The sequence below is a fragment of the Nonomuraea mangrovi genome (genome assembly GCF_042681425.1).
Taxonomy (GTDB): domain Bacteria; phylum Actinomycetota; class Actinomycetes; order Streptosporangiales; family Streptosporangiaceae; genus Nonomuraea; species Nonomuraea mangrovi.
The window spans coordinates 102,398-128,966 of record NZ_JBHUFV010000003.1 but is presented as its reverse complement, the minus strand read 5'-3'; the positions used below and the strand labels follow the sequence as shown (position 1 = coordinate 128,966).

Below are 26,569 nucleotides of genomic sequence, written 5' to 3'. Positions count from 1 at the left end.
GCCGGGCACGTCTTCCAGTGAAGCGACCTTCGGTGGGGGATGACATGAAGGCAACCGACCTGGGATTGCCCGATGGGATCCGCGCGTGCCTGTTCGATCTGGACGGCGTGCTCACCCAGACGGCGAAGGTGCACGCCGCCGCGTGGAAGGAGATGTTCGACGTCTACCTGCGGGAGCGAGCCAGGTCGTACGGCGAGCCGTACGTCCCGTTCGATCCGGTCGGCGACTACGACACCTACGTGGACGGCAAGCCCCGTGCCGACGGCACACGGTCCTTCCTCGCCTCACGCGGCATCGTCCTGCCGGAGGGCAAGCCCGACGATCGGCCCGGCGCGGAGACCGTGGAGGGGCTGAGCAACCGCAAGAACGAGATCGTGCTGCGGCGGATGCGGGACGACGGCGTGCAGGCCTACGACGGTTCGGTGCGCTACGTCCGGACGGCACGGGACGCGGGGTTGCGTCGCGCCGTTGTCTCCTCCAGCGCGAACTGCCGCGACGTGCTCGTCGCGGCCGGCATCGAGGATCTGTTCGAGGTGCGCGTCGACGGCCTCACCGCGCAGCGGGACCGGCTGGCGGGCAAGCCCGAGCCCGACATGTACCTCGCCGCAGCGCGAGCCCTCGCGATGGCTCCCGGCGAGTGCGCGGTGTTCGAGGACGCCCTGGCCGGAGTGGCGGCGGGGCGCGCCGGCGGCTTCGGGTTCGTGGTCGGCGTCGACCGGGTGGGACAGGCCGCCGAGCTCACGGCGCACGGAGCCGACGTCGTGGTGACGGATCTGGCCGAGCTCCAGGGCCAGTCGTGATCAGCCATCCGGCCTTCCCCAGCGAGCCGTGGTGCCTGCGCGCCACCCACCTCGACCTCGCCGTTCTGGCCGAGTACGAGTCGCTCTTCGCCCTGTCCAACGGCCACATCGGCTGGCGGGGGAACCTTGAGGAGGGGGAGCCGCACGGCCTTCCCGGCTCCTATCTGAACGGCGTCTACGAGCTGCGGCCCCTGCCGTACGCGGAGGCGGGCTACGGCTACCCGCAGTCCGGCCAGACACTCATCAACGTGACGAACGGCAAGCTGATCCGCCTGCTCGTCGACGACGAGCCTTTCGACCTCCGCTACGGCGAACTGCACTCCCACGAGCTCCTGCTCGATCTGCGCGACGGGGTGCTCCGCCGCCACGCCGAATGGGCCTCTCCCGCCGACGACGTGGTGCGCGTCTCCACGACCAGGCTCGTGTCCTTCACGCAGCGCTCCGTCGCGGCGATCTGCTACGAGGTGGAGTCGCTGGCCGGACCCGTACGCCTGGTGGTGCAGTCGGAGCTGGTCGCGAACGAGCCGCTTCCGTCTCCCGACGGCGATCCCCGGGTCGCCGCCGCGCTGGAGGCCCCGCTGGTGCCGCTGGAGCACGCGGCGAAGGAGGCCCGCGCGGGACTCGTGCACCGTACCCGGCGCAGCAGCCTGTGTGTCGCCGTCGGGATGAACCATGTCGTCGAAGGGCCCGACGGCGTCCATGTGAGCGCCGAGAGCCTGCCCAATCTCGGGCGGGTCACGATCACGGCGTCTCTCCAGCCGGGGCAGCGGCTACGGGTGATCAAGTTCGTGGGCTACGGATGGTCGGGGTCCCGCTCGCAGCCCGCGGTGCGCGACCAGGCGGCCGCCGCCCTCACCGGCGCGGTCCAGACGGGATGGGACGGCCTGCTGGCGGAGCAGCGCGCCTACCTGGACACGTTCTGGGAGCACGCGGATGTGCAGGTCGAGGGCGACAGCGAGATCCAGCAGGCGGTGCGCTTCGCGCTGTTCCACGTGCTGCAGGCGGGCGCCAGGGCCGAGGGCAGGGCGATCCCGGCCAAAGGCCTGACCGGGCCCGGATACGACGGCCACAGCTTCTGGGACACCGAGTCGTATGTGCTGCCCCTGCTCACGCAGGTCGTGCCGGCCGCCGCCGCGCACGCCCTGCGCTGGCGGCACTCCACGCTGCCCCTGGCGATGGAGCGGGCGAGCCAGCTGAACCTGAGAGGGGCGGCCTTCCCGTGGCGGACGATCGCGGGCGAGGAGTGCTCAGGCTACTGGCCTGCCGGCACCGCCGCCTTCCACGTCAACGCCGACATCGCCGACGCGGTCATCCGCTACGTCGACTCCACCGGTGACGAGGCCTTCGAGCGGGGGGTCGGGCTGGACCTGCTGACGCAGACCGCTCGGCTGTGGCGTTCCCTGGGGCACCACGACGCGCAGGGCCGCTTCCACATCGACGGGGTCACCGGTCCCGACGAGTACAGCGCCATCGCCGACGACAACGTCTACACCAACCTGATGGCCCAGCAGAACCTGCACGCCGCCGCCGAGGCCGCGCGCCGCCATCCGGAACGCGCCAGAGAGCTGGGCATCGACGCCGAGGAGATGGCCGGGTGGCGGGACGCGGCGGAGACGATGCACATCCCGTACGACGCGGCGCTCGGCGTCCACCCACAGGCGGCAGGGTTCACCGGGCACGAGGTGTGGGACTTCGACGCCACCACCGACGAGCAGTATCCGCTGCTGCTGCACTTTCCCTACTTCGACCTGTATCGCAAGCAGGTGGTCAAGCAGGCGGACCTCGTGCTGGCCATGTTCAGGCGTGGCGACGCCTTCACCGCCGAGGAGAAGGTCCGCAACTTCGCCTACTACGAACGGCTCACCGTCCGTGACTCCTCGCTGTCGGCCAGTGCTCAGGCGGTCCTGGCCGCGGAGGTGGGGCACCTGCGGCTGGCCTACGACTACGTGGCGGAGGCCGCTCTCATGGACCTCGACGATCTGGAGCACAACACCGGCGATGGACTCCACATCGCCTCGCTGGCCGGGAGCTGGATCGCTCTGGTCAACGGCCTGGCAGGGATGCGCAGGAGGGACGGCAGGCTGGCGTTCGCACCCAGGCTGCCCGACGGGCTGACCCGGCTCGGCTTCACGATCGTCATGAGAGGGAGCAGGCTGGGGGTGCGGGTGGACGAGGGCACCGCCACCTACACGCTGATCGACGGCGAGCCGTTCGCGGTCACGCACCACGGCAAGCCGGTCACTCTCGCCCGCGGTAAGCCGATCACGTGCCCGATCCCGGCCGCTCCGCCGGAATCCCCCGCGCCGCGCCAGCCACGCGGGCGCGAGCCGTCCCGCAGGCGCCTGAGACCGGCGCAGGATGGTCCTTCGCCGGCAGTGGGGCCCGGATCCGCGGGCGCGTGAGCAGGTCTGGCGCGAGTACCCGGAACGGGGCTGACGAGCCAGCCCGAAAAGCGGACAATGGGAGCAAATGACCGCAAAGAACTCTCGATGACCGCTCGGATGGTGAGGGATACGCCAATGGTTGACATCGATGTTCCGGTCTGGGCCGCCCGTCTGCGGAGCTTGCGCCGCGGCCGGCTGTGGAGCCGCAGGGAACTGGGGAAGCGGATGGTCGACGCGGCGGACGAGACGTCGCGCGACCGGCTGCCCGCACAGGAGACGCTCGCCTGGATGATCCAGCTCTGGGAGGCCGGAGAGGGCCGGCCCGACGAGCGGTATGCGGAGCTGCTCTGCCGGGCCTTCGGCGTGGACGAGAAGGAACTGTTCGTCGGAGAAGCCACCGGCACCACCCTGTGGCACCACCTGACGGGCATCCCGCTGATGCCGGGGATGTTCACGGCCGACGAGGAGGAGCGCACCGGCCGGGCGATCGAGCAGCCCCAGCGGGCCGACGAGGGAACGGTCGGCTACTTCAGGGCGATCCTGGACGCCTACACCCGTACCGACCTGCGGCCGGCCGACCTGATCAACGTCCTGCGGCCGGTCTTCGCGGGGATCGAGGAGTTCCACCGCGACAGCAGTGCGCCTGTCAGGCGCGCCTTCCTCCTGCTCGCCGCGGAGAACGCGGAGCTGATCAGCCGCATGCACCACGAGGCAGGCGACCCTGACGGGGCGCTTACCTGGTCGGATGAGGCCATACACGACGCTCGCGAAGCGGCGGACACGCTGCTCGAGGCCTACACGCTCGCCCAGCGCGGCGGTCTTTCCGACGTCGGCGGCAGTCCCGGGCAGCTCGTCGCCCTGGCCGTCGCGGCCCGCGAACGAGCCGACCTCCCTCCGCACATGGACGCGCTGTCCCGGCACCACGAAGCGCAGGGTCATGCCCTCGCCGGAGATCTGGACATGTGCCATCGACGGCTGGAGGAGTCAGCCCAGTCGCTCGCGGAACCGGGCGACGACACGCCCTACCGGTTCGACTGTTCCCCCGAGGCCCACAACACGCTGTGCGTCGGGTGTCTCGTCGATCTGGGCCGGGCCAGGGGCGCGATCGAACTGCTGGAGGCGGGACCGCCGAAGGCGCCGATGACGTACGCCAGCGCCTACGCCCTGGCTCGCATGGCCCACGCCTTCGCCGACGCCCACGAGCGCGAGCGGTCGGTCGAGACGGCCCGCCAGGCTCTCGCCGTGGCCAGGCAGACCGGTGCCCTGCGAGCCCTCAGAGAGCTCGCGAAGGTTCAGATCCCTCCTCAGGCGGCCAGACGCAGACGCATCCTGGTCTAGGAGCCGTTCCCTGATCCGGCGCGGAGCCGGACGACCAGGGCGAACGCTTCCTCAGCCGAGGTCGAAGCCCTTGGCGCGGACGAAGGCGCCGAAACCCGTACGCTGCGGCCGCGAATACTGCCGAGCCTTGTCCTCTGACCAGCCGTACGAGGGGTCGTGCCCGTACTCGGCCGGCATCCGCTGCGTCTCGTACGGTTGGGCCGCCGCTCTCCGCTTGTCGTAGTCCCCGATCCGCGCCTCGAGGTCGCCGTCATCGAAGCGGTCGACGTGCACCGTGACCGAGAGCGGCAGCCGGGGGCTGATCACGGCTTCACCCGCCGGACGCCCGAGCGCCAGGCCCGCGACGGGAAAGACGTGGTCCGGCAGGCCCAGAAGGTCGCTGACCTCCTCGGCCCGATCGCGGACCGAGCTGACCGGACAGCACCCGAGCCCCACGGCCTCCGCCGCCGTGACGAAGGCCGCCAACGCGATCGCCGCGTCGACGGCGGCGTTGAAGAACGCGTCGAGGTGGTCGTTGGGGAAGGGGCGAGCGCGCATGCCGTGGATCTGCCGCTGGCGGCGGTTGTTGCCGCAGATCATGACGAACGCCGGCGCCGCGGCGATCCACGGTTGCTCCCGCAGCAGCTCGTCGAGCGCGGCGCGGACGGCCTCGTCCTCGATGACGATGATGTCGCGCTGCTGGAGGTCGCTCTTGCTCGGCGCCGACAGCGCCACCGCGCACAGCAGCCGCACGAGCCCCGGATCCACCGGGCGATCGGCGAAGTCACGGCACGACGCCCGCCCCGCCAGCGGCGCCAGCACGTCGGCCGCCGACCGGTCCGGCACGTCGGGCACCTCGCCGAACCGCGCGTGAAGATCGTCACGAAGCCCCATCGTGCTCCTCTCAGGCTTGAATCCGGACGTGCGCGAGGACAGCGATCTTGCTTGTGGCAGTCATCCAACGACACCACGAGGACCTGCGACAGGGCCAATTGCGGGACGACTGATCGGGCCAACCTCCATGCGTCCGCACGCCGCAGGGGGACCGCCCTGCCCGCGGCACGTCGGGAAGGCCATGGTTTCACCCCGGGCCTCTGGCCTGCGGGGGGAGGGAGGATGCTGGAATGTCGTCCGTTCTGCTGGGATCCGCAGGCCATCGCCGAGGCCTGCGGGCAGGGTGCGAACGACAGCTGAGGGGCTACGGGTCGGTGCCCGCCTGGACCAACGGAACGAAGCAGGCGGGCAGCAGCAGACGCTGCCGTTCCAGGCGGCCGTGCCTCTTGACGAACAGGGTGACCATGTCGGCCTCGTGCGTGCGGATCGGCATCACCAGCCTGCCCCCCTCGGCCAGCTGCGCGGCCAGCGGGGCAGGCACCCGGCGCGCCGACGCGGAGACGACGACGGCGTCGAAGGGGGCGTGCTCCGCCAGGCCCACGCTGCCGTCGCCCACCACGACCTCGGTGTTGCGCAGGCCCGCCGACTCGAGGTTGGCCCTGGCGCGCGCCGCCAGGTCCGCATGGCGCTCGACGGAGTACACCTGCCTGGCCAGCCGCGCCAGCAGAGCCGTCTGGTAGCCGTATCCCGTCCCGACCTCCAGGACCTCGTCCGTCTCCGACAGCCGGAGGGCGTCGATCATCCGGGCGATCAATGTCGGCTGCGAGGTCGGCTGCTGGTGCCCGATAGGGATCGGCTCGTCCCGCTCGGCCCGCGCGGCGAACTCCGGCGGCACGAACCCCTTGCGCGGGGTGGCGCGCACGGCGTCCAGCAGGCGCGGGTCGCATACCCCTGCGTCCTGGACGGCCTGCACCAGCGTCCTGGTCACCGAGCGTAGGTCCCGACCAGGGTGCCGGCCGCCAGAGTGTTCGCGTCGAGCTGCCTGTTGAGCTCCTCGAAGTCGAACCCGTCCGCCAGGCGCGTTTGGGCCGACAGGGCGTAGACGCGGAAGAAGTAGCGGTGCCGGCTGCCCGGAGGCGGATGCGGCCCGCCGTACCCCTGCTCGCCGAAGTCGTTGCGCCCCACGGCGTACTGTTTCAGGTCGGCGCCGACGTCCAGCCACGTGGTCTCCGGTGGAATGCCGGCGACCAGCCAGTGGATGAAGGTGCCGCTCGGGGCGTCGGGGTCGTCGCACACCAGCGCCAGCTCGGCCGTGTCCTCAGGCACGCCCGACCACTGGAGCTGGGGAGAGACGTCGCCGGCCGCGCGGGAGTGGTCGCGCGGGATCTCCCCGTAATCCTTGAACGCGGTGCTCCGTATTGTCATCCCAGCCATGCCCACCTGCTGCCCAGCGGGCCCGAAAGCTATCCCGGCCGTCCAGCCCCGGCTTTCCGGCCCCAGCTGTCGGACCCGGCCTGGCTCGGCGTGCGCGGTCCCGGGGCGCTCCGATAGCTTTCGGTTATCGAAGTGGCAGGTCGGCGAGCGGGGGCAGGAAGGGTGTCGGACGCGGAGCGGCCCAGCGCGATCGGGCAGGCGCTGCTGGCGATCAGCGACCAGTGGACGTTGCTGATCCTGCAGCGGGCCTTCCTCCTGCACACCCGGCGCTTCGCGGACTGGCGTGACCAGCTGGGCATGTCGGAGTCAGTGCTGGCCAACCGGCTGAAGGAGCTGGTGGCGGGCGAGCTCCTCCGGCCGGAGCCCTACCGCGAGGCGGGCCGCGCGCGCACCGAGTACCTGCTGACCGAGCGGGCCATCGAGCTGTGGCCGATGCTCGTCGAGATCTGGTCGTGGGAGCGCCGGTGGGTGCCGCGGCGCCACAGCCTGCCCGAGTTGGTGCACGAAACCTGCGGTAGCCGTACCGACGTCGAGCTGGGCTGCGCGAGCTGCGGCCGGGCGCCGGTGACCGCCCGTGACACCGAGACCGTGCGGGCCGCGGCGACCTTCGCCCAGGTGACGGTGCCGCGCCACCACCGCAGGACGGTCCGCGGCGAGGCCGAGCGTGACCCGCTGTCGTACTTGCCCGACACGTTCGAGCTGCTGGGCGATCGCTGGAGCACGGTGATCCTCGCGGCGGCCTTCCTCGGCATGCGGCGCTTCGCCGATTTCCAGTCGGAGCTGGGGGTCGCTCCTTCGGTGTTGTCGAACCGGCTGCGCCGCTTCACGGAGCTGGGCGTGCTCGCCGTGGAGGAGCCGGGGGCGCGGCCCAGGTACCGGCTGACCGGCAAGGGCCTCGACTTCTTCGGGATCTTCGCCTTCGTCGTCGAGTGGGCGCAGGCGTGGTACACCGGCCCGCCGAACACGGACCTGCGCGTCACCCATCGTGCCTGCGGGCAGCCGTTCAGGCCCTGTCTGCGGTGCCGGTCGTGCGGGCGGGCGATCAGCCGTACCGAGGTGCACTTCGTCGTGCCCGAGGTCCTGCCGGAACGGCGGCTGCCGCTCGCCGGGACCGCGTGACGCCGGCGCCTGCCCGCGGCCTTGCGGGACAGCCGGGCCCACGGGCCTCGGCCGGGCGCGTCCGCCGGGCGATCGGAGGCGGGGGAGAGCCGGTGAGGCTCAGCCCGCGGTGACGGCGAACATCGCCACCGTCGTGCAGCTGCCCCCGATGTTGAGGGTCAGCGCCGTGCGCGCGCCCGGCACCTGGCACTCGCCCGCGCTGCCGCAGACCTGGCGGGCGGCGTCGTGCAGCATGCGCACGCCGGTGGCGCCGACGGGATGGCCGAGCCCGATGAGGCCGCCCGACGGGTTGACAGGGAGGGAACCGTCGAAGGCGATCGTCCCCGACTCGACGGCCCTCCACGACTCGCCGGGCGGGGTGAGGCCGAGGTGGTCGAGCGCGACGTACTCGGTGACGGTGAAACAGTCGTGCGTCTCGATGAGGTCGACGTCCTCGGGACCGCGCAGCCCTGCCCGCTCGTAGGTGTCCAGCGCGGCCCTCCGCAGGTGCGGGAAGAGGTAGGGGCCCGGCGTGGCGAGCTTGTCCTTCAGCAGCATCGGCCCGGTCCTGTGTCCCCAGCCGGAGATGACGGGGCCGGGCCTGCCGTACCGGTCGGAGGCGAGGACGACCGCCGCGGCGCCGTCGGTGATCCGCCCGCAGTCGTACTTGCGCAACCGCCCCTCCACCACGGGGTTGAGGGTGTCGTCCGGCCCGAAACAGCCGTCGGGGAAGGTCCACGACCGGGCCTGGGCGAGCGGGTTGCGCAGGGCGTTGCCATGGTTGATCTCGGCGATCCTGGCGAGATGCTCGTGAGACAGGCCGTGGCGCGCGTCCACCTCGTCGGCGATCTCGGCGAACAGCGCGGGCCACGGGAAGCCGGCCGCCTGCGCCTCCCGCCCTGCCCAGGCCGCGCACCCCAGGTGCTGGGCCGCCTCCTTGGCGCCGACGTTGCGCATCAGCTCCACGCCCACGACCAGCGCCACGTCGTACCGCCCCGCCTCCAGATCGGCCATGGCGGCCAGGACCGCCATCGACCCGGACGCGCACGCGGCCTCGTGCCGGGACGTGGGCAGCATCGCCCACGCAGGATCGAGGGAGGCGACCATGCCGCCCAGGTGGGCCTGCCCGGCGAACAGCTCGCCCGCCAGGTTTCCGACGTGCGCGACCTGCACGTCCTCCGCCGGTACGGCCGCCGCCTCCAGCGCTCCGAGCGACGCCTCGCGCAGCATCTCGAACAGGCCCAGCCCCTCGGCGGCCCAGGAGCGGGCGAAATCGGTCTGGTAGCCGCCCAGGACGCGGATCACAGCTTCAGCTCCCTCTTGAGGATCTTGCCGACCGGATTCCTCGGCAACGCCTCGACGATCTCCAGCCGCTCGGGCAGCTTGTAGGAGGCGATGCCCTTGTCCCTGAGGAAGGCGACGACCGACTCCAGGTCGATCTCGTCCCTCGGGACCACGACCGCGCAGACCTTCTCGCCGAGCACGTCGTCGGGATATCCGGCGACGGCCACCTCGGCGACGGACGGGTGCCCGGCGAGCAGGGACTCCAGCTCGGCGGGGGCGATGTTCATGCCCCCGCGGATGATGATGTCCTTGGCGCGGTCGACGTAGCGCAGGTATCGCCCCTGCTCGCCGGCGATCTCGAACAGGTCGCCGGTCCTGAGGTAGCCGTCCTCGTCGAACGGGTCCGCGGTGGCCGTGCCCGGCAGGTAGCCCGCGAAGACGGTGGGGCCGCTCAGCCGCAGCTCGCCGGGGACGCCGGGCTCGGTGATCTCCGCTCCGTCCGGGGTGACCAGCCTGGTGCGCACCCGGTCGAGCAGCGCGGGCGCGCCCGGCGCACCGGGGCGAGGGAAGAAGCGGGCGCGGTCCTCGGGGTCGGGCATGTGGGCGGGGTCCGACAGCAGGCAGACGCCCTCGTTGGAGCCGAAGAAGTTGATGATCGCGATGCCGTGTTCCTCCTGCCAGCCACGCACCATCGGCGGCGGCAGCGGCGCCGAGCCCGAGCCGATGCGGGTGAGGGATCCGGCGAGCCCGACCTTCCGGTGCAGGAGCATGGTGAGCAGCGCGGGCGGGGCCAGGGTGTAGGTGACGTTCTCCTCGGCGATCTGGGCGAGGTAGGCGGGCAGGTCGAAGGGATGGTGCTGGACGAGCACCGCGCCGACCCGCAGCCACGGCAGGAACACGCCGCCGATCCCGGCCATGTTGACCATCGGGAACGGGTTGAGGATCACGTCCGAGGCGGTGAGCGCGGGCGCCGCCGTGCAGACCGCCTCGACCGCGAGCCAGTCGTAGTGGCAGCGCGGCACGCCCTTCGGGGTGGCCTCGGTGCCGGAGGTCCAGCAGATCGTCACCCGCTCGGCGGGGTCGGCCTCGCGCTCGGGTGCCGCCGCGCCCCGGACGCCCTCCAGATCGCCGGGCCACGACAGCGTTGGGGTGCCCTCGGGCGCCCTGGACTCCCTGCCGGTGATCAGCAGCCGGGCGCCGGACAGGGGCAGTAACTGGGCCAGCTCGTACTCGCGGTACTGCACGGGAAGGGGCGTGACGGTCGCGCCGAGCCGGACGATCGCGAGGAAGCTCACCGCCAGCTCGACGCTGTTGGGCAGGTGGACGGCCACCACGTCGCCGGGACCGATGCCCCGCGCGTGCAGCACGCCCGCGACCCGCTCCACCTCCGCGCCGAGCTGTCCCCACGTCAGCCGCTTGGCCGGGCCGTCGAGCAGGTCCGCCTTGTTCAGCGGGTCCACGATCGCCGTTGCGCCTGGCCGGGTCGCGACGTGTGTCCTGAGGAGCTTGCCAATCGTGTCACCGGTCCACCAGCCCTCGGCGGTGTAGCGGGCGATCCGGTCCGTGGAATGCGTCATCGCGACTCCCATGGGGTGTGATGGCCGCAACACTACGAAAGCAGAAGTCAGCCCGTCAATGTCCGGATATTGACACCTGACTTCGCCTATCGTAGCTTCCAGCCATGGTCGAAAGTGTCGTGATCGTGGACGAGTCGGGCGAGCCGAACCCGTACCTCCTGGGCGTCTACGCGCCGGTCCAGGACGAGATCACCGCCGACGAGCTGACGGTGATCGGGCGGATCCCCGCTGACCTCAACGGCGTCTACCTCCGCAACGGGCCCAACGCGCGCTTCCCGATGAAGGGGCGCTACCACTGGTTCGACGGCGACGGCATGGTCCACGCCGTGCACTTCGAGAACGGCCGGGCCCGCTACCGCAACCGCTGGGTGCGCACCCGCGCCTTCGAGGCCGAGTCCGCCGCCGGGCGTTCGCTCTGGACCGGTGTCATGGAGAACCCGAAGGACAACCCGTTCGGCAACGCCCGCGGCCTGCCCTTCAAGGACACGGCCAACACCGACGTGATCTTCCACCGCGGCAGGGTGCTGGCCTCCTGGTACCTGTGCGGGACGCCGTACGGCCTGGATCCGCTCTCGTTGGAGACGCTCGGTGCCGACACCCTCCTCGACACGCTCAACGGCGACTTCATGGCCCACCCCAAGGTGGACGAGCGCACCGGCGAGCTGTTCTGGTTCGACTACGGCCCGCGCCCGCCGTACCTGCGCTACGGCGTGGTCGGCCCCGGCGGCACGGTCGAGCACTGCGTGGAGCTCGACCTGCCGGGGGCCCGGCTGCCGCACGACATGGCGATCACCCGGAACCACGCGATCCTCATGGACCTGCCGCTCTACCAGGACCTCGACGCCGCCCGGCAGGGGCGCTACAAGCTGACCTTCAACAGGGAACTGCCCTCCCGCTTCGGCGTGATCCCGCGGCGCGGTCAGGCGCACGAGATCCGCTGGTTCGAGGCCAAGCCCTGCTACATCTACCACGTCGTCAACGCCTGGGAAGAGGACGACGCGATCGTCATGGACGTCTGCCGGGTCTCGCGCCCGGCGCCCGCGGGGAACGGCTCGCCGCTCTCGCGGATGATCTCCTATCTCAAGCTCGACGCGCGGATGTACCGCTACCGCTTCGACCTGCGGACGGGAAGCACCTCCGAGGGATACGTGGACGCCGACCACAACACCGAGTTCCCCTCGATCGACGCGCGCTCGACCGGATACCCCACGCGGTACGCCTACAACGTCTCCGTGGCCGACGCCGCGACCAACCTGTTCGACGGCCTCGTCCGCTACGACAACGTCACCGGCGCCAAGGAGACCTACTTCTACGGCCCAGGCCGCTACGGCAGCGAGGCCCCCTTCGCCCCGCGCGACGGCTCGACCGGCGAGGACGACGGCTACCTGGTCAGCTTCGTCACCGACGAGCGGGAGGGCCGCTCGGAGGTGCAGATCCTGGACGCCTCCAGGATCTCCGACGGGCCGCTCGCCCGCGTGCTGCTGCCCCAGCGGGTGCCGCTCGGCTTCCACGCCACCTGGGTGCGGTCGGAGCAGCTGCGATGAGCGTCTACGTCTACGACTGCGTCCGCACCCCGCGCGGCAAGGCCCGCCCCGGCGGCGGCCTGGCCGACGTCACGCCGCTGGCCATGCTCGAAGGACTGCTGTCCGCCCTGCGCGAGCGCACCGGGGTCGGCGCCGCCGACGACCTGATCGTCGGCTGCGCCACCCAGCACGCCGAGCAGGGCGGCAACCTCGCCCGCACCGCCGCGCTGACCTCCGGCTTCGACACGCCCGGCATGACCGTCAACCGCTACTGCACCTCCGGGATCGACGCCGTGCGCACCGCGGCCGCGCTCGTCGCCTCCGGTGCGAGCCGTACCGTCGTCGCGGGCGGGGTGGAGTCCGTCTCGCGCGTGCCGATGTTCTCCGACCGCGGCCCGCTGTGGTCGCTCCCCGTCGGCTCCATCCACATGGGCGTCGCGGCCGACGCGGTCGCCACCCTCGAGGGCTTCTCGCGCGAGGAGCTCGACCGGTACGGCCTGCGGACCCAGACGCTCGCCGCCTCGGCGTGGGCCGCCGGCCGTTACGACCGCTCCCTCGTCCCGCTGAACGCCCTCGACCGCGACGAGCACGTCAGGCCCGGCCTGACGATCGATTCCTTCGCCGGAATGGAGCCCGCCTTCGCCGGCACCCCCGAACAGGACGCGGTCGTCCTCGAGCACCGGCCCGAGCTCGGCGAGGTCCGCCACCCGCACACCAGAGGCACCTCGCCCAGCCTGTGCGACGCTGCGGGCCTGGTGCTCGTCGGCACCGGCCTCGACCTGGACCCTCTCGCCCGCATCGCAGGCACCGCCACCGCTGTCGGCGACCCGGTCACCATGCTCACCGCCGGACAGCTCGCTGTCGAACGGGTCCTGGCCGATGCCGGGCTGTCCGCCGACGACGTCGAGGTCTTCGAGTTCGCCGAGGCGTTCGCCGCGCTCTGCCTGAAGTTCCAGCGTGACCTCGGGGTCGGCGACGACCGGTTCAACGTCAACGGCGGCACCATCGCCATGGGCCATGCCTTCGGCGCCACCGGCGCCCTCCTCATCGCCGCCTGCGTCGACGAACTCCACCGCAGGGGCGCCCGCTACGGCGTGGCCGCGGTCAGCGGCGCCGCCGGCTCCGGATCGGCCGTCCTCCTGGAGCGCGTATGAGCCCTTCGCCGTCGTCTCACCCCGCGCCCGTGCCGTCCCCCGCCCCCATGGTGTCGCCCGCGCCGTCGTTGTGCGTGTCTCTCGGGTTGTGGCAGGACCGGCCCGCGGAGGAGGCCCTGCTGACGGCCGGGGCCGCGGACGAGCTGGGCTACCCGTCGCTGTGGATCGGGGAGATGGCCACCTACGACGCCTTCGCGCTGGCCACCGCCGTCGGCCTGGCCACCACGCGGATCCGGCTCACCGTCGGGCCGCTGGCGGTCGCCGTACGGGATCCGATGATGATCGCCATGGGGGTGGCCTCGGTGGCCGGGCTGACCGGGCGGCAGGTCGACGTCGCCGTCGGCACCTCCAGCCCGCTCGTCGTGGAGGGATGGCACGGGCGGTTACGGGCCCGCTCCGCGACGGCGCTGCGGGAGACGGTCGAGGCACTGCGGCCGCTGCTGGACGGCGAGCGCTCCGACTTCGCGGGCTCGTCCGTGGCGAGCAGCGGTTACCGGCTCCGGCTGCCTGCCCCGCGGTCGCGGCTGTCCGTCGCGGCCTTCGGGCCTGCGGCCGTCCGGACCGCGGCCATGGCCGACGGCATGGTGCTCAACCTGGTCACGCCCGCCTCGGCCGAGCGGCTGATCGCCCAGGTGCGTGCCGTGAACCCGGCCACGTCCGTGACCGCCTGGGTCACCGCCGCCGTGAACCCCGACCGCGAGGCCGTCGACCGGATCCGCAGGGCCGTCGTCGGATACCTGCCCGCTCCCGGCTACGGCGAGATGTTCGCCGAGGCGGGATTCGCCGACGTCGTCGCGTTCGCGCGCGCCCGGCCCCATCCCCGGGAGCTGCTGGCCGCCGTGCCCGATGAGCTGGTCGCCGCGGTCGCGTTGCTCGGCGACGCGGACGCGGTCGGCGCGCGGCTGTCCGCGTACGCGGCGGCCGGGGTGGACGAGGTCGCCCTGGTGCCGGTGAGCACGGGCCGCGACCCCGGCGGGGCGGCCACGCTCAAGGCGCTGAGCACGGCCGCGGCCGGCTGATCGGGCCGGGCGCGGCCGCCTCCGCGGAACCGGCCCGGCCTCCGGCGATCCGGCCCGGCCTTTACGGGCCGGCCCGGCGCCGGCGTCAGAGGTGGTCGAGGAGCTCGGGCAGGCGGGAGATCAACCCGGTCGCACCGGCGTCGACGAGCTGTTGCTCGGGGGTCAGCGCCGTGTATCCGAGCACGTCCATGCCCGCCGCACGGGCGGCCCGGACCCCGTTGGGGCTGTCCTCGACCACCAGGCAGTCGTGGACGGCGACGCCGCGCGCCGCCGCCGCGTGCAGGAAGACGTCCGGCGCGGGCTTGCCCACGCCGCCGACGTCCTGCGCGCTGAAGACGGCCCCCGGGGGAAGGAGGTCGCGCAGCCCCGCCCTGTCGAGGGTGAGGTCGATCCAGGCGTGGTCCGACGAGGAGGCCAGGCAGTACGGGATGCCGCGCAGGCGCAGCTCCGCGAGCACCTCGGCCGCGCCCGGCATGGCGGCCACGCCCTCCCGGAAGGCGGCGAAGACGCGCTCGTGGCAACGGGCGGTGAAGTCCTCCGGCAGGCTTCCCCCGTAGCGGTCGGCGATCACCTGGTGGACGTTGCGGCCCGCGTTCCCCAGGAAGTGGTGCAAGGACTCCTCCAGGGTCGTCGGGTACCCCAGCTCGGTGAGATAGCCGGACATCACCCGGTGTGCCGTGGGTTCGCTGTCGACCAGCACGCCGTCGTTGTCGAAGATCACCAACTTAGACGACATTGCGGTAATGGGTGGTGAGGCGCCCTTCGTCGTCGAGGACGTGGAAGGCGAGCGCGGGCGGCTGGTCGAGGTGGACGTGGTCGCGGGGATGGGCGTGGGGCTCCCAGGGCAGCCGGAGGGTGGACACCACACCCGGCGCCACCAGCAGGGGCCGACCGGCGAAGGTGGTCGCCGCCGCCGTATGCGCGTGCCCGGAAAGGAAAGCCACGATGTTGTCGTGGCGGTCGGCGAGCGCTGCCAGCCGTTCGGCGCCGAACTGGCGGATGCCGTCGATGAAGGGGTCCTGCAGCAGGGCCGGCGGGTGATGGAACCCGATCAGCACCGGGACCGTCCTCGGGGTGCCGGCCAGCAGGCGCTCCAGCCAGGTGAGGGTCTCCTCCTCCAGGAAACCCTCGGCCTTGCCCGGCACCGAGGAGTCGCAGAGCGCGACGACGGCGTCGCCGACGCGGCGTGACTGGTCGATCGGCGCGGCCGACGCGGGCCGCCGGAGCAGGTGCTCGCGGAACGCGGCGCGGTCGTCGTGGTTGCCCGGGCACACCAGGACCGGGTGCCGCGAGGTGAACAGCTCCCGGGCGCGTTCGTACTCGGCGGGCAGGCCGTGGTCGGCGACGTCCCCGGTGATCAGGACCGCGTCAAGGTCGTAGGGGAGGTCTTCGAGGTAGCGCATGACGGCCGCGGTGCGTTCGACGCTGCGCTCACCGTCGTCGATGTGGGTGTCGCTGAGGTGCGCGATCACTGTCAAGACGGGCATTCCTTCCAGGCGGTGTCCTCGCCCGGCACGTCGGTGCCCATGGCGTCCCGGGCTGTCGAGCCCAGAGCCTAAGCGGCGACCGGACTACAGATAAGATCCAGTCTTGTGCCACTTTCTTGGGCCAGTTCGGGGATCGACCTGTATCTCCGTGTCGAGGCGGGCGGCGGACGGCGCGCCGGCCTGGAATCCGCCCTGCGCAAGGCCATCCGAGAGGGACGCCTGCCCGCGGGGACCCGGATGCCCTCCACCCGAGGGCTGGCCCGCGAACTCGGCCTCTCCCGCGGCACCGTCACCACCGCCTACGACCAACTGGTCGAGGAGGGCTACCTGATCACCCGCCCCGGGTCCGCCACCACGGTGGCCGAGCTGCCGGCGCGCGCCCCGGCCGCCCCGCCGCTCGCACCCGCGCCACCACCGCCCCTCCACGACCTGCGCCCCGGCCTGCCTGACATCAGCGCCTTTCCCACTCGCGCCTGGCTCGCCTCCACCCGCCGGATCCTCACCGGCGCCCCGCCGGAGATCTTCGCGTCCGGCGACCCCCAGGGCGGCATCGAGCTACGGCGTGCGCTCGCCGACCACCTCGGCCGCACGCGCGGCGTCATCGCCTCGCCCGACCACATCGTGATCACCTCCGGCCACTACCAGAGCGTGACCTTGCTCGGCGCCGTGCTGGCCGCGCGCCACGCCACGACGGCGGCCGTCGAGGACCCCGGCCACAACCACTTCAGGAAAGTCGTCCAGCGCGCCGGGCTCACCACCGTCCCCCTGCCGGTCGACGCCCACGGCGCCCGCGTCGACGCGCTGGTGCCGGGCACCGCGGCGGTGTTCCTCACCCCGGCCCACCACTACCCGACCGGCGTCCCGCTCCACTCCAGCCGCCGCCAGGCGCTCTACGCGTGGGCCCGCGACACCGGTGGCCTTCTGGTCGAGGACGACTACGACGGCGAGTTCCGCTACGACCGCCAGCCCGTCGGCGCGCTCCAAGGACTGGCGCCCGACCACACCGTCTACTGCGGCACCGCCTCCAAGACCCTCGGGCCCGCGCTCCGGCTGGCCTGGATGGTGCTGCCACCGGCCCTCCTGCAGGAGGTCGTGCTGGCCAAGCAGGAAGCCGACCAGTACACCGAGACCCTCAACCAGCTGGTGCTGGCCGACCTGATCGCCACCTACGCGTACGACCGCCACATCCGCGCCGCCCGCCTGCGCTACGCCCGCCGCCGCGCGCTCCTGCTCGACCGCGTCGCCGCGATCCCGGGACTCGCCGCCCACGGCGTTCCTGCGGGGCTCCACACTCTCGTCACCATCCCGGACGACGGCCCGAGCGAGCGGGAACTCCTGGACCACTGCGCCGCCCGCGGACTCGCGCTCCGCGGCCTCACCGAGCTCCACCACGACGCCGCCGACTCCCCGCAAGGTCTGCTGATCGGCTTCGCGGCACCGTCCGAACGCGCCTATCCTGCCGCCCTCGACGCCCTGTCCGCGGCCCTGTCCTCCGTCCGATTCCCGTAGCGTTCCGGCGCGAAGTGGCCGCCTCTACAGGTATTGCCCGGCGCCGGCGCTGTCCGACGTGGACACCCGTACCAACACCACGTTGGCCAGGTTGACGACCACGCCGTTCGTCTCGGTCTCGTGGTCGTAGCCCGCCTGGGTCAACACCAGGCTGCGCCGTTCGTCCAGGGCGCTGGCGATCGCCTCCACCGCCTGCCGCTCTCCGTCGAAATCTCCGGTGACCATGGAGATGTCCTCGCCGCTGAGCGAGTGCAGTCGGATGATCAGTACGTTGTCAGGCACGATCGGCTCCTTTCGCCAGAGCCGGCTTCCGGCAGGACGGCAACGATACGCACTTGGCTCGAATCTACTCCGATAAATGATATTCGACGATAATTTGGACTTATATTGAAATATTGGCTTTATCTTTCCTGAAGCACGCGCGGTATCTCACCTGCGCGCCACCGCATGGCGCGCGTCTTCATGCCCGGCCTTCACGAGGTCCCTGCCGAGCAGGGTAAGAGTGTGCAAAGGGCTGCCGGGATCGGCGTGAAGGGTGATCAGTTGCTGGCCTGGCGCGCTGTTGACGTTGAAAGTCTCGTACGTGACGGTCAGGTCTCCGGCCACGCGGTGGCGCAGGAGTATGACCTTGTGCGGTACGCGGGACACGTCGTGGCCGGCCCACAACCGGCGGAAGTCGGCGCTCCTGAGGGACAGCTCGCCGACCAGGTCGGCCAGGTGGGGGTCGTCCAGGTCCGCCCCCGCCTCGGCGCGCACGTGCCCGACATGGGCGCGGGCGACCTGCTCCCACTCGCGGAAGAACTCGTGCGCCCCCGGATCCAGGAAGATCATGCGCAGCAGGTTGCCTGCGTGGTCCAGCCCCTCGTGGAGGGCGGTGGCCGTCGGGTTCGCCGCCAGCACGTCCAGCCGCCGGTTCGTCACCAGGGCCGGCGTGTACGGCCAGCTGTTCATCATGCGCAGCAGGTCCGGGCTGACCTGCTCCGGCAGGCTGGTCGTTGCCCGGCGACGTGGTCTGGGATGGGCGAGTTCGTGCAGGTGCTCTTCGGCGTCGAGGTCAAGGGCGAGTGCCTGGACCAGTCCCTCGAGCACCCGTTCGGACGGGTGGCGTTCGCGTCCCTGTTCGAGACGGACGTAGTAGTCCGTGCTGACCCCGGCGAACATCGCCACCTCTTCGCGGCGCAGTCCAGGGGTTCGGCGGGGACCGGCGTGCGGCAGCCCCACCTGCTCGGGGGTGGTGACCTCGCGCCGAGCGCGAAGGAACTCACCCAGAGAGTTGTCGCTGACCATTTCATTCACCGAATGTGTTGTTCATCACTTTTCGGTGGCAACCAGGCGGCTGTGTGGCGTATTCCTGGTTCGCGATAAACGCTTCGGCATTTCCCGTCCATGGGGGTGAGGGGGAGGGCCGCCCCTGGGAGCGGGACTCCTCCCATGCCTTTCCGCATCCCTCCTAGCGTGATGTCCGCAGGCGCCGTGTCGGTGCACGCGATACCGATGTCGGCGTTCCGTCAGCCCGGGCCCATCGCCCAGGGCGCGACCGACAGGACATGGAGTGATCTGTCATGATCAAGTTCAGGAACGCTCTAGCGGTTGGAACGATGACGGCCTTCGCCCTTGTGGCGCCCGCGGCCGCGGTGGCCCCGTCCGCCGGCGCGGACACCGTTGCCGGAACGTCGTCCATCGTGTCCGCTGTCACCGTCCAGCTGGATGGCGGCGGTGGCAGCGCCAACGGGGCCGCCACCGGGGCCGCCAACGGGGCCGCCAACGGAGGGGGCGGCGCCAGGAGACGCTGAGCGGCGGGGGCGGCGGAAACACCTCCGCCGCCTGCCCTGCCCGCCTGGCGGCCGGGGGGCGACGTCCTCCGCTCAGACGAAGCGCTTGACGAAGGCCAGGGCGGTGTCGCAGACCTCGCGCCAGCCGCTGTCGATGGTCAGCGAGTGCCCGCGCCCCGCCATCTCCGTGATCTCGGTGACCGCGTGCTCGTTGCGCGCCTGCTTCTTGTAGGAGGCGTTGGTGATGGCCCACGGGACCGTGTGGTCCTTCTCGCCCGAGATGAGGAGCAGCGGGCCGCGTCCTGGACCGGTGCTGTCGACCTTGGTCTCGCTCCACGGGTTGAAGTTGGCCACCGCGGCCTGGAACAGCGGAGCGCCCGGGGCGGGGACCGAGAAGGTCGCGTACAGCTGCTCGGCCTCCTCCTCGGTGACGGCGTTGGCGAAGGCGTAGCGGAACTGGTCGTAGGTGAGCGGGACGGCACGGTGGATGTTGGCCGGGTTCGTCAGCACCGGCGCGGCGGCACGCAGGGAGGACACCGGCAGCGGCAGCACGCCCTGGAAAGGGGCTGGGTCGATCGCTACCGAGGCGCAGGACAGGCCGCGACCGGCGAGGATCTGGGTGAGCAGGCCGCCGAAGGAGTGGCCGATGACGGCGGGCCTGCGCTCCAGCTTGGAGATCAGCCCTTCGAAGTGGTCGGCGATCTGCCCGACGGTCTTGTGGGCGAACACCTCAGGGTGGGCCCTGGCCTCGGCCACCGTCTCGGGGTCGTCGGGCCAGCCGGGCGTCACCGGGGCGAAACCCGCCTCGGAGAAGACGGCGGCCCAGCGGTCCCAGCTGCTGGGCAGCAGCCACAGGCCGTGGACGAAGACGACAGGGATCCTGCCGGAGGCGTTGGCGTGCTCGATCTGCTGATTGTCATGCTCGGCGGACATGGTGGGGGCTCCTTGCGACGGGTGGCCCCAGCCAACCCGAGCGCGCGCCTCGCGGCATCGCGTGAATGAGCCAACTAGCGGCCCGCCGCGGCGCGGATCATGTCCGCCACGGCGGCGGGCAGGGACAGCGGTACGGCGTGCGAGCCGTCCAGGTGGTGTTCGACGGCCGCCATGCGCTGGGCCATGAAGTGCTGGGCGCGGGGGTTCAGCGCCCGGTCGGCGTGGGCGATGGCGTACCAGGTGGGCAGCGACGCCCAGGAGGGCCGCCCCGACCTGCCCTCCAGCGCGCCGCGGGCGATCGGGCGCTGTGCGGCCGACATGACGGCGGTCACGTGGGGCGGCAGGTCGGCGGCCAGCACCTCGCGGAAGCGATCGTCGCGGACGTACAGCTCGCCTTCCGCGCGGACCGTCGCGGCCGCGATCGGCATGGGGGCGAAGCGGTGCACCAGGTCCCTGACGCTTTCCCCTGAGTCCAGGCCGAAGGCCGCCACGAAGCCCAGGGCGACGACGTTGCCGGCGTCCACGTTGGTGATGACCGCGCCGCCGTAGCAGTGGCCCACCAGGACGACGGGCCCGTCGATCGCGCGTACCACGCCTGAGATGTGCGCGGCGTCCCCGGCCAGGTCGCGCAGCGGGTTGGCCGGGGCACGCACGGTGAACCCGGCCGCCTGAAGCTCGCCGATGACCGCGGCCCAGCTCGACGCGTCGGTGAAAGCGCCGTGCACGAGCACGATCGTCGGCCGGATGGGTTCGCTCATGTCGCCTCCCGGGAGATACCGCCTCCAGCGAACCCGACTGCCGGGCCATGGGCATCGCACGAACGTCCCACATCCGGTCGTCAGTCCTCGGGGTGGCTCATGGCGATGTGGGTGAGCTGCACCCGTGAGTTGACGGCCAGCTTGCGGTAGACGGAGGTGAGGTGGGTGTTGATCGTGTGGGGGGAGACGACGAGCCGGCCGGCGGCGGAGCGGTTGGTGTGACCCGCGGCGATGAGGCGGGCGACCTTCTTCTCTGTGGCGGTAAGCGCCTGCCAACCCTGCACCGGCCGTACCGTGCGGGTCGAGCCCGTCTCCAGGTGGGCGCGGACGCGGGCCGCCTCGCCGTGGGCGCCGAGGTCGGTGAACGTGTCGTGGGCCTCGTTCAGCGGGCTGAGCGCCTCGCCACCGCGCCCGCGCGCCATCAGCGCCAGCCCCAGGTCGGCGGCGATGTCGGCACGGACGAGCGGGCGGGGGCTTGACCGTGCCAGCTCGTGCGCGCCCGCCAGCAGGTCGAGGTCGTCGCCGACGAGCCCGGCGACCTGTGCGGCGATGGCGTGAACTGTCGGGACACCGGGGTTGAGCGCGGCGTGGGCGTCCGCCTGGGCGGCCAGGCTCCCTGCCAGGTCCTGGTCCCCGTCGCGCAGCGCCAGCCGTACCGCGGGGGCGATCCACGTGCGCAGCAGCCGCCAGCGGGTGAACGGTCCCTCGACGTCGCGCAGCCTGCTCGCGGTCCGGCCGATGATCGCCTCGGCGAAGGCGACGGCCGCCTGGTTGCCCCGATCCGGCTTGTCGGCGAGTGCCTGGCGGGCCGCCTCCAGACATACCCCGGCCTCGTCGGGCTCGCCGCGCAGGCACGCGATCCAGCAGCGGATCACGTGCGCGTTCACCTGGTGGACGGACTCGCCGACGTTCCGCTCCAGGTGTTGCATGGTCAGCAGTTCGGCCTCGGCGTCGTCCAGCCTGCCCAGGCCCAGATGATGGTTGGCCTGCGCCCATCGGAGCATCCCTGGACGGGGAGCCTCCTGCTCCGCCTCCAGTACGGCCAGCAGCCGCTCGGCGGCGGCATAGTCGTCGAGATGCTGGTGGGCGATGACCTCTTCGGCGGTGTAGGCCTCGTCGACCAGCCGCAGGGCGGTGAAGTGGGACAGGGCGGCGCCGCCGCGACCGGCGTTGAGCTCGATCTCGCCGAGCGCGAGCAGGCTCGTCACACGCGCCTGGCGGTCGCCTGTCTCGACGGTCTGGGCCAGCGCGGCACAGCCCGCCTCGCGTGCGGGTTCAAGGTCGGGATCCCGCGACATCGCCAGCGCGCGCAGGGCCGCCAGCCGCGCCTGGACGTGTGGGCCGCCACCGCCCGCGTCAAGGCCGCTCTCGGCGCGGTGCCGCAGCTCCTGGGCCAGGCTCAGGTTCCACAGCGGGTCGCCCAGCGCGGCCTGCAGCCGCCCGAAGACGTCCAACGACGGTCGGAGGGCCAGCAGTTCTTGACCGGTCCGCACGGCTTGCCGGTTGCGGCCGGCCCTGGTCAGATGGACGATGGCCTGCTCGCCCACCTCGAAACGCAGCGGAGAGGCGACGGGCGCCAGCTCGAGAGCGCGGATCGCCAGGTCGGCGGCCAGCGCGGGGGCGATCGGCAGCACGTCGTGGGCGGCCCTGCCCAGCAACGCGATCGCCTGCTCGTCCCCTGGCACGGCGCCGATGAGGATGTGCGGGGCGGCGTCCATGGGGCTGCGGCCCGTGGTGACCAGGTGCGCGGCCGCTTCGCGGTGCAGCGCCTTGCGGGCGGAGGGCGGCACGTCGGCATAGATGGCCTGGCGGAGCAGGTCGTGGCGGAACGACAGGTGATCACCGTCGTCTTCCAGCAGGCCGCCGCGGACCGCCGACTCCAGGTCGGCCAGCAGGGTGACGGGTGGTCGGCCGAGGAGCGCGGCGGCGTCGGCGAGGGTGAACCTCCGGCCCAGGACCGCTCCAGTCTGCAGGAAGCGCAGCGTGGAGGTGGGGAGCGAGCCGAGCCTGCCGCGCACGCCGGGGACCAGCCGGGAGGCTGGATCGGCGGAGGCCACCCCCGCGAGCATCTCCACCGCCAGGAACGGGTTGCCGCCCGCGCCCTCCAGCAGCTCCTTGACCCGGTCGTCGGCCTCCTCTCCCAGCGTGTCGCGGGCCAGCTGGTCCATCGCCGTCCCCGACAGCGGGCCCAGCCGCACGGTCCGCGCCGGCAGGTCGCGCGCCGCCGCGAGGGCGATCTCCTCCGCCGCGCCACCGTGGTCGTCACGGCTGGTCAGCAGCCACAGCACCGGCGAGGTCCGCAGCCTGACGGGAAGCAGCCCGAGCGCGAACCGGCTGAGCGGGTCGGCCCAGTGCACGTCGTCCAGCGCGATCAGGACCGGTTCGTCCACGGCTCTCGCCTCGATCGCTCCCGCGAGCTGCTCCACCAGCCAGATGCGCTGGTCATGACGGTGAGACAGCCGGGCGAAGGCGTCGCAGGACATCAGCGGGCGCTCGCCGTGACGCAGGCAGGCCACCAGCGACGCGAGGGGCGCGATCTGGTCGAGCTCGTCGGCGCGGCCGAGACCGACCGAGAATCCCGCCGCCCTCGCACGCGTGATCGCCTCGTCGAGCAGCGCCGTCTTGCCGATCCCCGGCTCGCCGCGCAGCACCCCCAGCGCGCTCGTCCCCGCCTGCCGTACCCCCTCCACCAGGCCGTCCAACCGCCCGATCTCGATCTCGCGTCCACGCAACCCCTGACGGCTGAGCACCTCAGCCACCGCTCTCATCCCCACAGCCGGTAAGGATGCCCCACCCCAGGTGCTCATCGAATCCCGGAAACACCGTAGTAATTCGACCAATCGTGAACTTCGATACCTTTATCCCCATGATCCTGCACGACAGGCAGGCCGAGCGTGTGGAGCTCGAACGCCTGGTCAACGGCGCGCGAGACGGCCTGAGCGGGGCTCTGGTGCTCCGTGGTGCGGCCGGAATCGGGAAGACCGCCCTGCTGGATCACACGGTCGAGGCGGCGGCGGACCTGCAGATCACCGTCGTGGCCGGAGTCGAGGCGGAGCAGGAGCTGGGTTTCGCGGCGCTGCACCGCCTGCTGCTGCCGTTCCTGGGCGAGCTCGGCGGGTTGCCCGCTCCGCAGCGCCACGCGCTGGAGACCGCCTTCGGGATGCTCGCCGCACCCGCGCCGGACCGGTTCCTGGTGGGGCTGGCGGCTCTGACGTTGCTGGCAGGAGCCGCGGCCGAACGCCCGCTGCTCGCCGTGTGCGACGACGCCCAGTGGGTGGACCGCGAATCCCTGGAGGTTCTCGCCTTCGTCGGGCGCAGGCTCCATGCCGAAAGGATCGTCCTGCTGTTCGGCGTGCGCGACGACGACACCGTCCTCGCGTCGCTGTCCGGCCTGGCGGAGCTGCACGTCGGCGGGCTGCCCGAGCGCGACGCCCTGGCCCTGCTCACCGCGACGATCGACGGCGACCTCGACCGCGTCGTCGCCGCCCGGATCGTCGCCGAGACCGGGGGCAACCCGCTGGCCGTCCGCGAGTTCGCGCGCGGCGTCACCGCAGGCGACCAGCTGCCCTTCGGCGGGCCGCGGCAGCTGAGCCACAGGCTGGAGGCCAGGTTCCTGAGCCAGGTCAGGGACCTGGGCTCGCTCACCCAGACGGTCCTGCTCGTCGCCGCCGCCGACGCGACCGGAGACCAGCACCTGGTACGGCAGGCCGTGACGTTGCTGGTGCCGGGCTCGGAAGACGCGGTGGACGCCGCCGTGGAGGAGGCGGAGCGCAGCGAACACCTGTACGGCGGGCTGCGCTTCCGTCACCCGTTGATCCGCTCCGCCGTGTACGGCGGCGCCACCCGCGCGCAACGCCGCCGCGTGCACGCCGCCCTCGCCGCGGTCACCGACCCGGCGACCGATGCCGACCAGCGGGCCTGGCATCTGGCCTCGGCGGCGGAAGGCCCCGACGAACGGGTCGCCGCCGAGCTGGAGGCCAGTGCCGTACGCGCCCGCGAACGCGGCGGCTGCCTGGCCCAGGCCGCCCTGCTGCACCGGGCCGCCGAGCTCACGGCGATCGGGCCGCGCCGCAACGCCCGGCTGCTGGCCGCCTGCGGAGCGGCGCTCACGGCGGGCGCTCCGCACCGGGCCGAGGAACTCCTGGACTGTCTCACCGCGGACCTGGGCGTGCCGGCCCTCGACGCGCAGGCCATGCGGCTTCGCGGGCTGCTCAGCGTCATGCTCGGCAGGGACGGCGCGGTCGGGCTGCTGCTCGACGCGGCGCGGATCCTCACGAAGATCGACGTGGAGGCGGCCAGGGACACGCTGCTGGAGGCGCTGGACGCCTCGATCGTCGTGGCGGGGAGCGAGGAGGGCGCGAGCACGCTCCGCGTCGCGCAGGCCGCGCTCGAACTGCCGCGCGTGTCGTCGGAGCCGGCGGTGGCCGACCGGCTCCTCGCCGCGCAGGCCACGCAGGTCGCCGTCGGCTACGTTCCGGCGGTCCCGAGGCTGAGTGAGGCGCTCGCCGCCATGCGGGCCGATGCCGCCGAGGACGGCGACGCGGCCCGCTGGTCGCTGCTCTGCATGATCACCGCGTTGGACCTGTGGGACGGCGTCGCGCTCGGCGCGTGCGCGCAGGACTACGCGGCGTCGGCACGCAGGAACGGGGCGCTGCGGGCGCTGCTGAGCGCCCTTCACGGGCTCGCGACGTGGGAGCTGCCACGCGGGCACTTCGCCGCGGCGGAAGCCCACTTCGAGGAGTACGTGGAGGTCGCCAAGGCGATCGGGACCTTTCCGCACTTCGCCCGGCCTCGCCATGTCATGCTGCACGCCCTGCGGGGCGAGGAGGCGGAGACGATGGCCGCCGTCGCCGAACAGATCGGCCCTGGCGGTGATCGCCGAGGCGGGCTCTCCGTGCAGCTCGCCCGTACCGCGCTGACCGTGCTGCACCTGGGGTACGGCCGCTACGCCGAAGCGCAGGCCGCCGGTGATGTGATCTACGAGGAGAACCCGCCGCACTACGGCTCGCTCGTGCTGCCTGACCTCGTGGAGGCGGCCGTGCGCAACAACGACGTCGCCATGGCGGAGCGGGCGCTCGCCCGGCTGGCCGAGCGCGCCACCGCGAGCGGCACGCCCTGGGCGCTGGGGTTGCTGGCTCGCAGCAGGGCGCTCCTGGCCGACGACGAGGCGCTGTATCTGGAGGCGATCGAGCGGCTGGGATCCGCGTCGCTGACCACGGAGCTGGCGCGGGCGCGGCTGCTGTACGGGGAATGGCTGCGACGAAGGCGCCGCAGGTCGGACGCCTGTGACCAGTTGAGAATCGCCTACGACCTGTTCGCGACCATGGGAGCGACGGCCTTCGCCGAACGTACCCGGCTGGAGCTCAGGGCCGGCGGCGAGCGCGCCCGCGCACGCGCGGTCTCCTCCAGTCACGACCTCACACCGCAGGAGATCCGTATCGCCCGGCTCGCCGCAGGCGGCGCCACCAACCAGGAGATCGCCACAGCCTTGTTCATCAGCGCGAACACGGTGGAGTACCACCTGCGCAAGGTGTTCAGGAAGCTCGCGATCCGCTCGCGCAGGCAGCTGGGCAGGGCGCTGCCCGACTAGGGGCTGCGAGGTCGTGGTCAGTCTTCGGGCTGTGACTGTTCAGCTCGTCTGGCGGGTGAGCATCAGGATCGGCGGACGTCGTGCCCAGCGCCTCGG

The 26,569-nt window shown here is 72.1% G+C and carries 22 protein-coding genes; 10 read left to right on the top strand and 12 right to left on the bottom strand.

Going from position 1 to position 26,569, the window contains the following annotated elements:
* The first annotated feature begins 44 nt into the window (after positions 1-44).
* The 3 genes from ACFSKW_RS00720 (at position 45) to ACFSKW_RS00710 (ending at position 4,522) form a co-directional block, all read left to right on the top strand.
* Entirely contained in the window at positions 45-800 is a 756-nt protein-coding gene (locus ACFSKW_RS00720) for a beta-phosphoglucomutase family hydrolase (protein WP_379567985.1), read from the top strand.
* Positions 797-3,202, top strand: a complete 2,406-nt coding sequence (locus ACFSKW_RS00715) for a glycoside hydrolase family 65 protein (RefSeq protein WP_379567983.1) — start codon at positions 797-799, stop codon at positions 3,200-3,202. Before ACFSKW_RS00720 ends, ACFSKW_RS00715 begins: the two co-directional genes overlap by 4 nt.
* Positions 3,203-3,319: 117 nt before the next feature.
* Entirely contained in the window at positions 3,320-4,522 is a 1,203-nt protein-coding gene (locus ACFSKW_RS00710) for a hypothetical protein (protein WP_379567981.1), read from the top strand.
* A 51-nt stretch (positions 4,523-4,573) separates the two neighbouring features.
* Here ACFSKW_RS00710 and ACFSKW_RS00705 read toward each other — a convergent pair whose 3' ends face one another.
* The 3 genes from ACFSKW_RS00705 to ACFSKW_RS00695 form a co-directional block, all read right to left on the bottom strand.
* A complete protein-coding gene (locus tag ACFSKW_RS00705; RefSeq protein WP_379567979.1) occupies positions 4,574-5,395 on the bottom strand; it encodes a nitroreductase family protein in 822 nt (273 codons plus the stop codon).
* 304 nt (positions 5,396-5,699) lie between these two features.
* Positions 5,700-6,323: a protein-L-isoaspartate(D-aspartate) O-methyltransferase gene (locus ACFSKW_RS00700; protein ID WP_379567977.1), complete on the bottom strand. Its 624-nt coding sequence runs from the start codon at positions 6,321-6,323 to the stop codon at positions 5,700-5,702.
* Positions 6,320-6,760: a YbhB/YbcL family Raf kinase inhibitor-like protein gene (locus ACFSKW_RS00695; RefSeq protein WP_379567975.1), complete on the bottom strand. Its 441-nt coding sequence runs from the start codon at positions 6,758-6,760 to the stop codon at positions 6,320-6,322. Before ACFSKW_RS00695 ends, ACFSKW_RS00700 begins: the two co-directional genes overlap by 4 nt.
* Positions 6,761-6,901: 141 nt before the next feature.
* On the opposite strand from ACFSKW_RS00695, the gene ACFSKW_RS00690 reads away from it, so the two are divergent.
* Positions 6,902-7,888 (top strand): winged helix-turn-helix transcriptional regulator, encoded by a 987-nt coding sequence (locus ACFSKW_RS00690; RefSeq protein ID WP_379567973.1) that lies wholly within the window; start codon positions 6,902-6,904, stop codon positions 7,886-7,888.
* Between the two features lie 99 nt (positions 7,889-7,987).
* Here the strand turns inward: ACFSKW_RS00690 and ACFSKW_RS00685 are convergent, their stop codons facing one another.
* A complete protein-coding gene (locus ACFSKW_RS00685) occupies positions 7,988-9,172 on the bottom strand; it encodes an acetyl-CoA acetyltransferase (RefSeq protein WP_379567971.1) in 1,185 nt (394 codons plus the stop codon).
* The gene (locus ACFSKW_RS00680; protein WP_379567968.1) at positions 9,169-10,728 is read right to left on the bottom strand and encodes a class I adenylate-forming enzyme family protein; all 1,560 of its coding nucleotides are present in this window, start codon (positions 10,726-10,728) and stop codon (positions 9,169-9,171) included. The genes ACFSKW_RS00685 and ACFSKW_RS00680 overlap by 4 nt, the downstream gene beginning before the upstream one ends.
* Positions 10,729-10,832: 104 nt before the next feature.
* Here ACFSKW_RS00680 and ACFSKW_RS00675 point away from each other — a divergent pair, with 104 nt between their 5' ends.
* The 3 genes from ACFSKW_RS00675 to ACFSKW_RS00665 are packed head-to-tail and all read left to right on the top strand — an operon-like array spanning position 10,833 to position 14,424.
* The gene (locus tag ACFSKW_RS00675; RefSeq protein WP_379567966.1) at positions 10,833-12,272 is read left to right on the top strand and encodes a carotenoid oxygenase family protein; all 1,440 of its coding nucleotides are present in this window, start codon (positions 10,833-10,835) and stop codon (positions 12,270-12,272) included.
* Positions 12,269-13,405, top strand: coding sequence for an acetyl-CoA C-acyltransferase (locus ACFSKW_RS00670; RefSeq protein ID WP_379567964.1), 1,137 nt, complete (start codon positions 12,269-12,271; stop codon positions 13,403-13,405). Before ACFSKW_RS00675 ends, ACFSKW_RS00670 begins: the two co-directional genes overlap by 4 nt.
* Positions 13,402-14,424: an LLM class F420-dependent oxidoreductase gene (locus tag ACFSKW_RS00665; protein WP_379567962.1), complete on the top strand. Its 1,023-nt coding sequence runs from the start codon at positions 13,402-13,404 to the stop codon at positions 14,422-14,424. The genes ACFSKW_RS00670 and ACFSKW_RS00665 overlap by 4 nt, the downstream gene beginning before the upstream one ends.
* Before the next feature lie 85 nt (positions 14,425-14,509).
* Here the strand turns inward: ACFSKW_RS00665 and ACFSKW_RS00660 are convergent, their stop codons facing one another.
* Together ACFSKW_RS00660 and ACFSKW_RS00655 are read right to left on the bottom strand one after the other, a co-directional pair.
* The gene (locus ACFSKW_RS00660; RefSeq protein ID WP_379567960.1) at positions 14,510-15,160 is read right to left on the bottom strand and encodes an HAD family hydrolase; all 651 of its coding nucleotides are present in this window, start codon (positions 15,158-15,160) and stop codon (positions 14,510-14,512) included.
* Positions 15,150-15,896, bottom strand: a complete 747-nt coding sequence (locus ACFSKW_RS00655) for a metallophosphoesterase (RefSeq protein WP_379569161.1) — start codon at positions 15,894-15,896, stop codon at positions 15,150-15,152. The genes ACFSKW_RS00660 and ACFSKW_RS00655 overlap by 11 nt, the downstream gene beginning before the upstream one ends.
* A gap of 120 nt (positions 15,897-16,016) precedes the next feature.
* On the opposite strand from ACFSKW_RS00655, the gene pdxR reads away from it, so the two are divergent.
* The gene (pdxR, locus tag ACFSKW_RS00650) at positions 16,017-17,420 is read left to right on the top strand and encodes a MocR-like pyridoxine biosynthesis transcription factor PdxR (RefSeq protein ID WP_379567958.1); all 1,404 of its coding nucleotides are present in this window, start codon (positions 16,017-16,019) and stop codon (positions 17,418-17,420) included.
* Between the two features lie 24 nt (positions 17,421-17,444).
* Here pdxR and ACFSKW_RS00645 read toward each other — a convergent pair whose 3' ends face one another.
* Together ACFSKW_RS00645 and ACFSKW_RS00640 are read right to left on the bottom strand one after the other, a co-directional pair.
* Positions 17,445-17,702, bottom strand: a complete 258-nt coding sequence (locus ACFSKW_RS00645) for a hypothetical protein (RefSeq protein WP_379567956.1) — start codon at positions 17,700-17,702, stop codon at positions 17,445-17,447.
* Between the two features lie 147 nt (positions 17,703-17,849).
* Complete coding sequence (locus tag ACFSKW_RS00640) at positions 17,850-18,707, bottom strand: helix-turn-helix transcriptional regulator (protein ID WP_379569159.1); 858 nt, start codon at positions 18,705-18,707, stop codon at positions 17,850-17,852.
* A 275-nt stretch (positions 18,708-18,982) separates the two neighbouring features.
* Between ACFSKW_RS00640 and ACFSKW_RS00635 the strand changes: the two genes are divergently transcribed.
* Entirely contained in the window at positions 18,983-19,213 is a 231-nt protein-coding gene (locus ACFSKW_RS00635) for a hypothetical protein (RefSeq protein WP_379567954.1), read from the top strand.
* A 72-nt stretch (positions 19,214-19,285) separates the two neighbouring features.
* Here ACFSKW_RS00635 and ACFSKW_RS00630 read toward each other — a convergent pair whose 3' ends face one another.
* The 3 genes from ACFSKW_RS00630 to ACFSKW_RS00620 all read right to left on the bottom strand — a co-directional run bounded on the left by ACFSKW_RS00630 (position 19,286) and on the right by ACFSKW_RS00620 (position 23,642).
* On the bottom strand, positions 19,286-20,125 hold the full coding sequence (locus ACFSKW_RS00630) for an alpha/beta hydrolase (protein WP_379567952.1): 840 nt from the start codon (positions 20,123-20,125) through the stop codon (positions 19,286-19,288).
* Between the two features lie 74 nt (positions 20,126-20,199).
* Positions 20,200-20,883, bottom strand: coding sequence for an alpha/beta fold hydrolase (locus ACFSKW_RS00625; RefSeq protein ID WP_379567950.1), 684 nt, complete (start codon positions 20,881-20,883; stop codon positions 20,200-20,202).
* Positions 20,884-20,963: 80 nt separating this feature from the next.
* The gene (locus ACFSKW_RS00620; RefSeq protein ID WP_379567948.1) at positions 20,964-23,642 is read right to left on the bottom strand and encodes a helix-turn-helix transcriptional regulator; all 2,679 of its coding nucleotides are present in this window, start codon (positions 23,640-23,642) and stop codon (positions 20,964-20,966) included.
* Between the two features lie 107 nt (positions 23,643-23,749).
* Between ACFSKW_RS00620 and ACFSKW_RS00615 the strand changes: the two genes are divergently transcribed.
* Positions 23,750-26,473 carry a helix-turn-helix transcriptional regulator gene (locus ACFSKW_RS00615; protein ID WP_379567946.1) on the top strand — a complete coding sequence of 908 codons (2,724 nt, stop codon included), beginning with the start codon at positions 23,750-23,752 and terminating at the stop codon, positions 26,471-26,473.
* Positions 26,474-26,569 lie beyond the last annotated feature (96 nt).

Excerpts from the sequence above, each read along its gene's own strand:
- ACFSKW_RS00695 (WP_379567975.1), bottom strand. The coding sequence starts at position 6,760 with ATGACAATACGGAGCACCGCGTTCAAGGATTACGGGGAGATCCCGCGC.
- ACFSKW_RS00640 (WP_379569159.1), bottom strand. The coding sequence starts at position 18,707 with ATGGTCAGCGACAACTCTCTGGGTGAGTTCCTTCGCGCTCGGCGCGAG.
- ACFSKW_RS00680 (WP_379567968.1), bottom strand. The coding sequence starts at position 10,728 with ATGACGCATTCCACGGACCGGATCGCCCGCTACACCGCCGAGGGCTGG.
- ACFSKW_RS00630 (WP_379567952.1), bottom strand. The coding sequence starts at position 20,125 with ATGTCCGCCGAGCATGACAATCAGCAGATCGAGCACGCCAACGCCTCC.
- ACFSKW_RS00710 (WP_379567981.1), top strand. The coding sequence starts at position 3,320 with ATGGTTGACATCGATGTTCCGGTCTGGGCCGCCCGTCTGCGGAGCTTG.
- ACFSKW_RS00615 (WP_379567946.1), top strand. The coding sequence starts at position 23,750 with ATGATCCTGCACGACAGGCAGGCCGAGCGTGTGGAGCTCGAACGCCTG.
- ACFSKW_RS00720 (WP_379567985.1), top strand. The coding sequence starts at position 45 with ATGAAGGCAACCGACCTGGGATTGCCCGATGGGATCCGCGCGTGCCTG.
- ACFSKW_RS00665 (WP_379567962.1), top strand. The coding sequence starts at position 13,402 with ATGAGCCCTTCGCCGTCGTCTCACCCCGCGCCCGTGCCGTCCCCCGCC.
- ACFSKW_RS00705 (WP_379567979.1), bottom strand. The coding sequence starts at position 5,395 with ATGGGGCTTCGTGACGATCTTCACGCGCGGTTCGGCGAGGTGCCCGAC.
- ACFSKW_RS00625 (WP_379567950.1), bottom strand. The coding sequence starts at position 20,883 with ATGAGCGAACCCATCCGGCCGACGATCGTGCTCGTGCACGGCGCTTTC.
- ACFSKW_RS00660 (WP_379567960.1), bottom strand. The coding sequence starts at position 15,160 with ATGTCGTCTAAGTTGGTGATCTTCGACAACGACGGCGTGCTGGTCGAC.
- ACFSKW_RS00670 (WP_379567964.1), top strand. The coding sequence starts at position 12,269 with ATGAGCGTCTACGTCTACGACTGCGTCCGCACCCCGCGCGGCAAGGCC.
- ACFSKW_RS00675 (WP_379567966.1), top strand. The coding sequence starts at position 10,833 with ATGGTCGAAAGTGTCGTGATCGTGGACGAGTCGGGCGAGCCGAACCCG.
- ACFSKW_RS00635 (WP_379567954.1), top strand. The coding sequence starts at position 18,983 with ATGATCAAGTTCAGGAACGCTCTAGCGGTTGGAACGATGACGGCCTTC.